The organism is Paenibacillus sp. 481, assembly GCF_021223605.1.
Lineage (GTDB): Bacteria > Bacillota > Bacilli > Paenibacillales > Paenibacillaceae > Paenibacillus_B.
The window spans coordinates 5,036,939-5,049,427 of record NZ_CP075175.1 but is presented as its reverse complement, the minus strand read 5'-3'; the positions used below and the strand labels follow the sequence as shown (position 1 = coordinate 5,049,427).

Below are 12,489 nucleotides of genomic sequence, written 5' to 3'. Positions count from 1 at the left end.
CGTCTCACTTCAATTTGAAATCCTCTGCTTCATGCGCTTATGTGCGTATGCTCAACGGAGCGTTCAGCTGCTTTCAGTTGTTTGAATGTCTTCAACACAAGTATAAACGTGATTGCGAGTATAACTAGATCGATAAGCGCAGAACCAAGATATATCCAATCTAATCCGAACATTCTCGGAACGATGATCATCACAGGTATATAAAATATGACCTGTCGCATAATTCCTAGAATCGATGCCGGCTTGCTCTTGTCGATTGCCGGAAATAACGTCATCGCCATGAACATAAATGACAGCAGCGGCAAGATGGAGAGAAAGATTTTGGCGTTTATTAAACTAGCGCTGTCAATAGACGAAACATCGAACATCATACCTAGCACGGTTTGTGGACTAATCATAAACACGGCCCAGAATGGAAGAATGAACAGCATGCCCGCAATAACAAAGATCCAGAAGCCGCTTATAACGCGACTGTATTGCTTCGCTCCATAGTTAATGCTAATAACGGGTTGTAAGGCACGCATCAATCCGAAGATGGGCGTCATTAAAAAATTAAATATTCGAAATACGGCGCCGTAAAATGCGATATCATAAATCGTTCCGTGCGTCGATAGGACATCAAATACAACAACGGCCTGAACGGCGATCATAATGTTCATGATAAGGGAGGGCATCCCCATCGAGACGATCGATTTCACGATTTGTTTGTTGCGATGTACAGCAAGTGGATTGCCTGTTGGGAACGAAGCTTTCCCCTTTTTGAAATACAAGATGCCCAATATCGTGTACACCAACATGCCGATATTTGTCGCCCATGCTGCTCCACTTACCCCGTAATCCAATAAAATAATAAACACATAATTGAAGAAGATATTGACTAGTAGCCCTACTCCCATCATAACAGCGGCCGATTTCATCTTTCCTTCTGCGCGGACAAGCATATTGGCAGCAAGTCCATAAATCCACAACACAGAACCGATGACAGTTATTTGGTAATAGGTTACTCCCAATTCAAGAGCTACTCCGGTTCCACCCATCATTTTGACTAAAGGAACTGCGAACACTAGCCCAACAATGGTGTACAAGATGGAGATTACAATCGTCAAATAATTGACATTGCCGAGTAACCGTTTCTGCGTTTGCAAATCGTTAGCACCGATCGAGATACCGAGTAAAGACCCTGCCCCTACTCCGATAAGTGAACCAAGTCCAAGCGTTAACGCTGACAATTGATACGCAATCGATACGCCAGCCAGCGCATCCTCACCTACAAATTTCCCGACAAAGATGGCGTCTACGATCATGTTAAGTCCGTAGAGAATCATTGCAACAATCGCAGGCCATGATAGCTTCCACATAACCTTCCATAAGTTATCGGAAAGAATCATTCTCTTTTGTTCATTCATACGACTTTTTCTCCCCTTCTACAAAGCATGCAACTCCTTCTGTCTAACCTTGTTGATAAGCTCTACGAGATACACGTCCCGTAAATTTTGTACAAAAAAATGATTGCCCGCAAATTGTTGTAGCTCAAATGTCCCGTCCGTAACTTCACTCCAATGCTGCATCAACGATGCATCGGCTTCAGGATCGTCTGTGCCTGCATGTGCGATAATCGGAATATTCAGCTTGTTCCCCCGATAGTTGTAACTTTCGTGCAGCTTATAGTCGCTCCTAATCATCGGAAGCAAAAATTGCATCACTTCTCGATTTTCCAATATTTCTTTAGGAGTTCCGTCCAGTCGCTTGATTTCCGCGATTAGAGCTTCATCGCTCATATAGCTTTGGAACAAAGATGGATCAGGATGATGAGGCGCATGACGTCCAGCGACAATGAGCTGCTCAGGCAAAATCCCGAATTTGTCCTGTAGTTGATAGGCAGCTTCAAAGGCGATTACAGCCCCCATACTGTGTCCGAAAAAATGAAAACGTCGATAGTCCAACACCTTAATCAGGTTCGCCATTAACTGCTCGATGAGATCATCAAAGTTCTCCATACAAGCTTCCGATATACGTACTCCTCTACCAGGAAGCTCGACGGGTATAAACTCCACCGGTAAGTTCGGTGTCGTCCAATGTTTAAATGCAGCCGAGCTTCCCCCCGCAAAATGAAAGCAGAATACTCGAATTTCCTTGTCTATATCGCGCTGACAACCGAAGGGAAACCATTTATTTGTCATTTCCATACGTGCACCATCCATTCTTGCTCGTGTTAGTCGTGTAAGTCACTGCTATCAAGACTATTTGGTAGAGAAACGGTGAAGGCGTTGTTCCAGTCTTCCTCAGCAATCAGGAGCTGGATTAGACTTTTGTATGCGGCAAACATATTTTCAATGAGCGAGTCTTCGAATGCCTCATCGACAATATCCCAGATCAGGGCCATTGAACCGTTCCGTTCGTAGGCCTGATGGTCGATAGCGACCTGTGGGGTTTGACTAATTGCATACCCTTCCTTCATATCCGGTGGCAGGGAATCTTCGTCAGTTGCCGAGGATTCTCCGAACAAAAGACTCGTGAATACGATCGGCATAATCGCCTTGCCTGCCGAACCCTTCGCAAGCTTGCGCAACAGATCGAGCCCATTGTGCGTACGATACTCGACTGCTTTCCATAGCTGATGTTGGACATCGTCTATCTCATGGACAAGCGACATGTCCGAGCTATGCAAATAAGAGATGAGCGCAATGTTGGTGAAATCACCTAGTATCTGCGGTACATCCTTATCTAACGGCAGTCGATTAAATAAGGTAAGGTTAAGCGTAATGTCTTTCCGACTACTCCAGTAAGAAAGAACTTTCATATACGCGGTACAAATCACCGCTGAAGGTGTGAACTGGTATTTTTTTATCCTCGCTGTAAAAATACGCGTTTCCGCCTCCGACAGCACAAACTTCAGTCTGCGGAAATGAGGCTTAGCGATGTCACTCAACTTTGTATTTAGCGGGAGATCGGGTGCAGGTGGAAGATGATTAATACGCTCTTCCCAATATACTCGCGCTTCTTGGTGATACTTTTTCTCTTTCAACCAGTTCTCTTCTTGATTCATATACTCCCTGAACGTAAAGTCAGGTTGCACGATTGGCTTGCCAGCATACGCCCTGAAAATTTCGCGGAACATCATCTCCGCGCTCCAACCATCCACGATTAAACAATCAAAACTAAAATGGAGAATCGCAGCTTGATCACTCAATTGGCTAATCTGCACATGAAACATCGGCCACTGGCCAAGTTCATAGCAGTGATGGGACCACTCGGCTCGGATCGCTGCGAGTTGTTCCCCATCATCGATCTGCTGTACCGGAATATGAAAATGAGGAGTGTCCAGCAATACTTGCTGGGTACCATTTTCGTATATAACAGTTCTGAGCATTTCATGTGCTGCAATTACTTTGTTCACCGCATCCTCAAGCTGCTGCGGATCGATGTTGTTACATTCGAACTCGGAGTAATAATGTGCGCTCGTATTCCCGAGTTCATAGTCCGATGAACGCCCCATAACATAAGCCAGTTGAAGCGGCGTTAGTCGGAAAGTCCTTCTGGACCGTAAAGCAGCACCTATTCCATTAGAGTCCGATGTATCTTGCATATACCGGATCAACCCGTCTTTATTTGCCTTTAGTTCAGCCTGTATGGCTGGAGTCATCGCTCCCTGAGGGGCTTTGAATTTCAAGCGCTCGCCTTCTACCCATATCTGGATGTCTTTAGCGAAGCACTGCTCAATTAACAGTTCCAGCGCATTTACATCGTGATCTTCAGCGACGGTAAGGTCGGTTGTTTGTTGTTCTTGCTGTTGTTGTTGTTCTTGTTGTTCTTGTTCTGCTTGTTGTGCTTGTTGTGCTTGTTTCGGTTGGAAATCAACATCTTTATGTTTATAAAAATAAATTAACTCCGACACAGAGTTGTATTTCAACATTTCTCCAACGGAAGGTCTATCGTTATAAACCGTTTCAAGATGGTTAGCTAACCTAATCATGTCAACGGAAGACACGCCTTTGGCGCCGAAATGCTCTTCCGGTCTCAAATCTGGCAAGTTAAGGATGTCACGAACCGTCTGCATCACCGGATGATGTTCGGAGATTACTTCCGATACGGCATCGTTAACGGACGAATGCGCATGTGTGGACAACTCGTTAAAATGGTCAAGCAACTTGTTCCTATCGATTTTTCCATTCAACGTAATAGGAAAATGATCCATTGCAATCAGCTTGTCCGGAATAAAATAGCTCGGCAAATACGCTTTCAAGCGTTGTTTCAGCCCCGACTCGTCAAATGAAGCGGGGTCGCCTTTGACGAAGGCGATCAACTTTTTGCTTTCCATCCGATCTCCAATGGGTAAAATAACGGGATCGCCCGCAATTCCACATTTTCCAATCGCAGCCTGAATCTCTCCGATTTCGATCCGGTAGCCATTCCTTTTAACCTGATTGTCTGTTCTGCCGAGAAATTCGATAATACCGTTGGACATATAACGACCGTAGTCTCCGGTATCATACAATCTTTGCTTGAGTTCCGCATGATAAACAAACGCTTTGCTCGTTAATTGCGCTTCGTTCAGATAGCCGGAAGCAAGTCCCTGTCCTGCGATATGCAATTTGCCTTGCACCCAGTCAGGGCACGGTCTGCCAAATTCGTCGAGAATGTAAAAAGACTGGTTGGCAAGTGGATAACCATAAGGAATGGAGGTCCATTCTGGATCAATACGAGCAACGTCATAATAGTTCGACCAAATCGAAGCCTCTGTTGCCCCACCCATGCTCGTCAATTTTGCATTTGGTAGTGCGCGTTGGATTTTGTCGAATAATCCTAGTGGTATCCAATCTCCTGACAGGATCATATGCCTGATGCTCGTATCTTGGCCGACGTGATCGCTGCTCAGAATATAATCCGTATAAATGTCCATTAGTGCCGGAACCGAATTCCACAGACTAACTTGATATTGTTCTGATAGTGTACGCCAGCATTTAGGGTCCAACCGCTCCGATTCCGTAGGGAGGACAAGTGTTCCACCTGCTGTCAAGATGCCAAAAATATCATACACGGACAGATCGAAACTTAGCGAAGACAGACCTAACATGCGATCTTCCGCTGTTACATGAAGACGACGGTTCACATCAACGACCGTATTCATTGCTGCACGATGCTCAATGCAAACACCTTTCGGTGTTCCTGTAGATCCGGATGTGTAGATCACATAAGCGAGCGCTGACGGGCTAATTTCAACTTCAGCCCACACCCCTTTCTTCCCATTCAAATCCGCAGGGGTAAGGAACTGTAAGTGTTCATCCTGTATGTGTAAATCGTCCTGTACATGTAAATCGTCATCGACGATCAATACGTTTACGCCCGCACGACGAGCAATATCTAACGTCCGACTTACCGGATGATCGTAAGATAAGGGAACATAGGCGGCACCAACTTGAACAATTCCTAGCACGACGGCAATTTGTTCAAACGATTTTCGCATTTGCAATGCGACTTTGTCCCCTTTGTTGACGCCTCGTTGTTGCAACAATTCCGACACTTGATTGGCTCGTTCGATGAGCTGCCTGTAACTATACAGCTGCTCTTCGAACACAATAGCTGTCCTGTCAGGGGTAATAATCGCTCTGTGTCGAATATGTTCATGCAGCAGAGTGTCCCTAATGTCCCTAACATCAGTGGACGTCAGATTGGCACGCGCATGGACTTGCCGCTGGCTTTCGGTACGCAGATCGGTTAATGCGCCCGACCAGAAGTGCGCATCGGTTGCTGCTCGCATGACTAGCGAGACGTACTGCTCGAACATACAATCTACGACGTCGGGATGGAATACGGCGTCCAACGTATCCCACGAAAGCACGATGCCCGCTTGGTCGGTGTAAACCTGATGATCCAGCCAAACTTGAGGCGTTGAGGATACCGACCAGCCCATATGATCCAAGAACGATTCACTTTCAGCGCTGCCGTGCATCTGATCCATGCCGAGCGCACTGGTGAACACGACAGGATACATCCGCTCCTGCGTATGATCCCTGCTGTTCAGTTCTTTAACGAAATCAATTGCGGAAAAACCGCTATGCTCAATATCCGCCTGCATTTGGGACTGAATGGAAACCGCATTTGCGGCGGCTGTAGTATGGTCTCGACGAACTTCAACAAGTGACAATTGCGTAAAGTCGCCGATCACTTGATTAATGTGCGGATGAACAGCTTCCCTGTTAAATACGGTCAGCATAATGGCAAAATGGCTACCCGCTCCCCATGCAGATAGAACTTCTGCATACAAGCTTAGTAGTGCAGCTGATGGTGTCACATGCTGCTCGGCCGCAGCGCGCACAAACTGCTGCCATGTTGCATGGTCAATTCCTTTTTGCCGTCGGACAAACTTCCCTTTTGTGAGGGCTCCTCCTGACAAGTTCACCGAAATCGCGGGAGCAGTCGGAAATTGCTCGACCCTGTCCAGCCAGTATTTCTTATCTAATTCGTACTGCTCGCTTCGCCTGCGTTCAAAAGTGTAGTTCACATAATCTTTAAACGACAATTCAAGTGCTGGCAACGACTGACCTGCGTATAACCGATCCAAGTCTGTCCAGAAAATATATAAGCTCCATGCATCAGCTATCATGAAATCGATCCCAAAATGAATCCGCCATTTGCGTTCATCTATTTCAGTAAGTCGGACGTCAAACATCGGTTGCCCGAGCGGAATGACCTGTGTGGATATCTGCTCTCTCACCTTTTCAAGATGCACATGCATGTCGCGAACTTGTTCCTTACGATACACAGTCAAAGGCAGCTTAATTTCCGGTGCTATTTGTTGCGTCCCGTCCGCTGAGATAATCGCTCTCAACATATCATGGCGCTGGGTCAAAGCACGTAACGCTTGCTCGAACCGGATCGGATCAACATCGTTCATGTCGAGTTCAAAGCTGGTATAGCAGCCAACCCCGCCCCATTTCATTTCGTCGTTTCTTCCGACCCAATACGCATATTGAACTTCGTTCAGCGGGAATGGCTCATATGTATGGTCCGGATATGAACAAAACGAGAGACTGGAACTAGCTGGCATCGTTTGAATGCCTATTTTTTCAACCAAAATGTCTGACCATCTGTTAATCGTGCATGGACTTAAAAAGCTACCCGTGTTTAAAGGCACAGCCCATTCCTTTTTCCACATCGCAACTAGCTTTGTGATCACAATGGAGTTCAAGCCGTACAGCAGCAGATTGCAGTCGTCCGACAGCTCGTCCGCTTCCATCTTCAGTTCGCGAATTAACGCTGCACGGATGAAAGCTTTCACTTCACTTATATCTGAAAATGGTTGCCGATAGGCCTGTCCACCCAGCGTGACAGCGCTCTCCTCTTGTTCTATTTGCAGCGCCTGTTCTACTTGTAGCGCTTGTTCCACACGCTGTGTTTCCTGCTCTTCCTGCTTTTGCGAAATGGCGGATTGTCCGAACAACGGTTCAAGTCCGAAATGTTGCTCCTGAAATCGATAGTTCGGTACAGGTACTCTTTTCAAACCCGAATCGGCATAATACTTTTTCCAATCTATAGGTATTCCTCGGGTGTATAAATGAAACAGATTTGCTTCAACCTGTTCCGCCGTGCGCCCGTCAGGATGATGAGAAGCGACACAATCCGCGCTATCCCCACATATGCATTCCACCATAGTAGAGAGGACGGCCGAAGGACCCATTTCCAGAAACACATATTGATCGGGATTTTCAATCGACTGGATGCTTTCGCAAAATTTAACTTCCGCTACAATGTGCTGGCTCCAATATTGCCAAGATGCCATTTCCTCGCCGATACATTTGCCGGTTACGTTAGATAGCAACCGCTTCGTAGGTTTGGAATAATTCACTTCTTGCGCTATAACTTCGAAAGGCGTGCGCATCGACTCCATAAGCGATGAATGAAAAGCGTGCGAAACTTGCAACGCAACGGTTTTTATGCCCGCGTTATGCAGGGCGTTACAAGCATCCTCCACCTCTTGACTAGCTCCGGAAATGACCGTTTGCTCCGGCGTGTTGGTAGCCGCAATGGATAGGGATGTTGGAGGCTGCACAATGTGAAGAACAACATCCTTATCGGCATGAACCGCGGCCATCTTGCCATCCTTAGGAAGCGCGTACATCAACTCGCCTCGTGCTACAATCAACTTCATAGCATCTTCTAAATGGAAGACGCCGGCCAGACATGCTGCTGTATATTCGCCAACGCTATGTCCTAACATGAAAGATGGCTCGACGCCGTAGGCCATCCACGTTTGTGCCAAGCTGTATTCAACAGCAAACAAAGCGGGCTGTGTGTAACGGGTTTCGTGCAAAGGGCTATCCGCTGAAAAAATAACGTCGATCAGCGATGCACCCGTCTCGTTCATATAGTGTTTATTGCAGGCATCGATATAACTTCGGAATATACGGTTGACCTGATAAAAATCTTTAAACATAGAAGGATACTGCGAGCCTTGTCCTGAGAACATAAAGATTACTTTTTTATCCGTGTTCCCGCGGCTTACAGCAGGACTTGTTCGGCCTTCGAGCGCCTGCCCAATGTTGTTGTGCAATTCGCTTATACAATCGGCCCAGATCACGATTTTTTGTTTCAAATCCGCTTTCGACATGTTTTGACTGAAACTTAGCTGGGCTAAGCTTGTCTCACTTGTCAGCTCAACGTTGTCCAAATCTAAATACGATAAAAACGTCTCCAACTGATCGCGCAGTCCACTTTCCGTAATCGAGCTGAACTTGAAAGGCCACGCTTTCCCTGTGCCATAGCCACTCGAATGTTCCTCATCGTGCCGTTGTTCCACGTTATGCTGTTGTTCCATGTTATGCCGCTGATCCTCGCCATACTGCGCAACTACAACGTGAGCATTCGTTCCGCTTAGACCGAAGGAGCTAACTCCAGCGATTCTCGGCTTGTGCATGCTATTTTCCCACAATCGTGTCTCTTTCGGCACCGCCAAAGGCAGTTCGCTCCAATTGATATGAGGGGAAGGCGTCTCGAAGTGGGGATTCCCCGGTATTTTCCCATTCTCGACAGCTAGCACGGCCTTTATTAGACCAGCAATGCCTGCGGCCGCTTCGAGGTGTCCGATATTCGTTTTTACTGTCCCTACATAAAGCGGGTCGAGCCTATCCTTGGCTACTACATTTCCTAGTGCCGAAATTTCGATCGGATCGCCCAACTCTGTCCCTGTGCCGTGTGCCTCAATATAGCCTATATCACGGGAGTCAAGCCCACAGCGTGCCCACACCTTTGAAATCAACTGTTCTTGTGCGGGGCCGTACGGAGCGGTCAGTCCTGAACTTAGTCCATCCTGATTCACACCGCTTCCTTTAATAATCGCGTGAATATGGTCGCCGTCTCTTTCCGCCGCTGACAACTTTTTGAGCACGACAACTCCGCATCCCTCACCTCTGACCGTGCCGTTAGCTTTGGCATCAAAGCTTCGAATTTCACAGTTGGGTGACAAAATATTTAATGTCGAAAGCAGCTCCGTTATTTCCGGTGAATACATCAGATTCACACCACCGGCAATCGCCATATCGCAATCACCCAAGAGCAGACCCTTGCACGCTTGATCGACGGTAACAAGGGATGATGAGCAAGCGGTGTCTACCGTAATACCAGGCCCCTGAAAGCCGAAAAAGTAGGCAGCTCTGCCGGATAAAAACGAGAACCCTTTGCCCGTGACATCGTTAGGCTCTAGCGTAGCGTTCATTTTATGGTTGAAATACGATTGTTGAATATAGTCCGGTAAAGTAACCCCTGCGTAAACTCCCGTTTGGGAACCTCTTAATTGATTCGGGGCATAGCCTGCATTTTCTAGCGCTTCCCAACACACTTTAAGAAAAAGGCGTTGCTGCGGGTCCGTTCGCTCCGCTTCTTTGGGTGAAAACCGGAATAGCCTGTGATCGAATGCTTCAATATCTTCCGTCAAAAAACCGGCCTTCTGCATAAACGGATGCAAGCTATTATTGGGTGGGCGGTACGTCCCCCATCGCGAAGCTGGCGCAGCTTGGATCATATCCTGCATGGCTACTAGCGCTTCCCAAAATTGCGGTGGACTCGTAATTCCCCCCGGCAAACGACAGGCCATGCCGATCACAGCAATCGGCTCATGGAGGACGCTTTGCTTGGCATGCAACTCCTGTTTCAACCTTTTAATTTCAAGAAGCGCTTGTTTTATGATTTCACTCTTAGTTGCTGATTCAGACATTGATCGCTCCTCCTAGTTCTTGTTTCAGCAGTTCAAACAGCTCCTCCTCCGAGCAATTGTCCCACTCGGATGACGATACAGCGCGATTCGTTGCGGGCTCATTCGCCAGCTGCTGCCTAGCAATATGGCCGTTGCCAGCGGTACGAGCGAGCAAATATTCACTCATCTGCGCTACTGTATTGTAGTTAAAGAGTGCAGTTGCTGGAACAGTGCAACCCAATGCCTGCTCAAGTGAATTGCGCATAGACAGCGACATCATGGAGTTAATGCCAAGTTCCGTAAAAGAGATACTGCGATCGATTTCAGTCGCTGGAACAGCGAGCTGATTCGCAACAAGTCCGATCATATAGTCGGCTAGCTCTTCTTGATTAGTAAATATCCCGTTAACTGCTCCGTTAACTGCTCGATTAAATGCACCGTTAGCCGCTCCGTTAACAGCAGCCAAATCTTTTCGCACTTGCTCCGCCGAAAAGACGCCTAGTACTTTGCTCCATTCGCCATTTACATACATCAGCTTCGCTTTGCTCCGCTGAATCTTTCCGCTTGTCGTGCGCGGAACGTGCATCGGTGGAATAAAGACGATCGTCTCCACCGGAATACCATGCACTTGAAGGACAGCGTCCCTTATTTGCCTTGCCCATTTGTCGCACTGCAAATTTCGGACAGCCGTGCGGTTCACTTCCTGAATGAGAACGAGCTTTTCTTCGCCATCGTGGTGAATAGAAAAAGCAGCAGCACCGTCTGTCCGTAAGTCATCATCGGCAAGAAATGATGTGCGCTCAATATCTTGAGGGTAATAGTTCATCCCCCTAATAATGATCAAATCCTTTATTCTACCTGCCATATAAAGCTCGCCATTTGTATCTTTAAAACCTAAATCACCTGTTCTTAAATATACCTGGCCATTCGTGTCATCACACAAAAATGCGCTGTTCGTTTCCGCTGCACGATTCCAGTAGCCTTTAGTAACCGAAGGTCCCGAGAAGCACACTTCGCCGATGGCCTGAACGCCTAATTCCGTTCCATCGTCAGGATTTCGTACGCATAGTTCATGTTCATCGATAACAAATCCGTTACCGACCAAGAACGTCTCGTCTGTGGCCCATTCATCAGGCAGGTGCAGCGTGTCATCTACCACTCCTCTATCTAAAATAGACACCATACCACGCTGAAGCTCGCTTCTATTCAGTTTTAGCCAGCCTACTTTTTGCCCTACACAATAGGTTGACACCACGAGGGAAGCCTCCGCCAAACCGTATCCTGGACATAATACATGTTCCTTGAGCCCATATGACTTAGCAGCTTGATTAAATTTGTGCAGCGTATTCAAGTGAATCGGTTCAGCCCCACAAAAAGCTCGCTCCAAACTTTTTAACGTCACACCTTCCAATTCGTTCGCAGTACCATGTAGCAGTTTGTCAGCAATCAGTTCATAAGCAAAATTTGGCGCTCCAGTATGAGTCGCTCCATAAGTTGAAATGGCCCGCAGCCACAGCAGCGGCTGCTGCATAAAATCAACAGGCTTCATCAAAATAACTTTATAACCCGAATACAACCCTTGTAGAATTCCGATAATCAAGCCCATATCATGGTAAAAAGGAAGCCAACTCACCATAACGCTGCGCTCGTTAAACTCAAATTTAGCGTCGAGCTGCTTTAAATTATTCATGAGTGAGGAGTGAGTAACCATCACTCCTTTCGGATCTCCAGTGGAACCGGATGTGTATTGCAATAAAGCGAGTTCGTTAAATCCTGTCACAGCGTTAGCAACCGGTTCCCCATCTTCCGCATAGATAGGCAAGGAACTCAAAACTTCACTATGTTGTATACATTGTTCCACAGTAGAAACACTGTTTCGGTCTGTAATAATGCAATTTGCCTGTGCACTTTTAGCTACATTCTCCCATTTCACAAGCGATTTATGACGGCTTACCATATTGCAAGGGACAGGAATTGCCCCAATGCGATGGCAAGCAAGAAACGATACGATGAAATCAATTCCCTGATGAAACATCAGCAGACAGCGATCCCCTTCCGCCACGTTTAAAGTGGAGAGACGAGCAGAACATGTCGTTACTCTAACGAACAGTTCTGAATAGGTGATTTCGGTTAAATTAAAATGGGCGTCGAGCATTCCGTACGCGATTCCATGCGGAGTACGCTGTGCTCTCAGTTCCAACATGTTAACAATAGAGTCGGTGTCGTGTTGTATACTCGTCGTGTTATTGGTAGCCATATTGTGTGCTCCTTTTCAGCAATAACGTCTGTTTCTCGTGAAA

At 46.8% G+C, this 12,489-nt stretch carries 4 protein-coding genes; all 4 read right to left on the bottom strand.

Going from position 1 to position 12,489, the window contains the following annotated elements:
* Positions 1-29: 29 nt before the first annotated feature.
* From KIK04_RS21790 to KIK04_RS21775, 4 genes are read right to left on the bottom strand one after another with little or no spacing between them, the layout of a single operon-like run.
* The gene (locus KIK04_RS21790) at positions 30-1,406 is read right to left on the bottom strand and encodes an MATE family efflux transporter (protein ID WP_232275758.1); all 1,377 of its coding nucleotides are present in this window, start codon (positions 1,404-1,406) and stop codon (positions 30-32) included.
* 18 nt (positions 1,407-1,424) lie between these two features.
* Positions 1,425-2,186 (bottom strand): thioesterase II family protein, encoded by a 762-nt coding sequence (locus tag KIK04_RS21785; RefSeq protein WP_232275756.1) that lies wholly within the window; start codon positions 2,184-2,186, stop codon positions 1,425-1,427.
* 26 nt (positions 2,187-2,212) lie between these two features.
* Positions 2,213-10,210 carry a polyketide synthase gene (locus KIK04_RS21780; protein WP_232275755.1) on the bottom strand — a complete coding sequence of 2,666 codons (7,998 nt, stop codon included), beginning with the start codon at positions 10,208-10,210 and terminating at the stop codon, positions 2,213-2,215.
* Positions 10,203-12,446 carry an AMP-binding protein gene (locus KIK04_RS21775; protein WP_232275753.1) on the bottom strand — a complete coding sequence of 748 codons (2,244 nt, stop codon included), beginning with the start codon at positions 12,444-12,446 and terminating at the stop codon, positions 10,203-10,205. The genes KIK04_RS21780 and KIK04_RS21775 overlap by 8 nt, the downstream gene beginning before the upstream one ends.
* Positions 12,447-12,489: the final 43 nt, after the last annotated feature.

What these genes read in the sequence shown, in the direction of transcription:
- KIK04_RS21790 (WP_232275758.1), bottom strand. Translation starts at nt 1,406, where the DNA reads ATGAATGAACAAAAGAGAATGATTCTTTCCGATAACTTATGGAAGGTT.
- KIK04_RS21785 (WP_232275756.1), bottom strand. Translation starts at nt 2,186, where the DNA reads ATGGAAATGACAAATAAATGGTTTCCCTTCGGTTGTCAGCGCGATATA.
- KIK04_RS21780 (WP_232275755.1), bottom strand. Translation starts at nt 10,210, where the DNA reads ATGTCTGAATCAGCAACTAAGAGTGAAATCATAAAACAAGCGCTTCTT.
- KIK04_RS21775 (WP_232275753.1), bottom strand. Translation starts at nt 12,446, where the DNA reads ATGGCTACCAATAACACGACGAGTATACAACACGACACCGACTCTATT.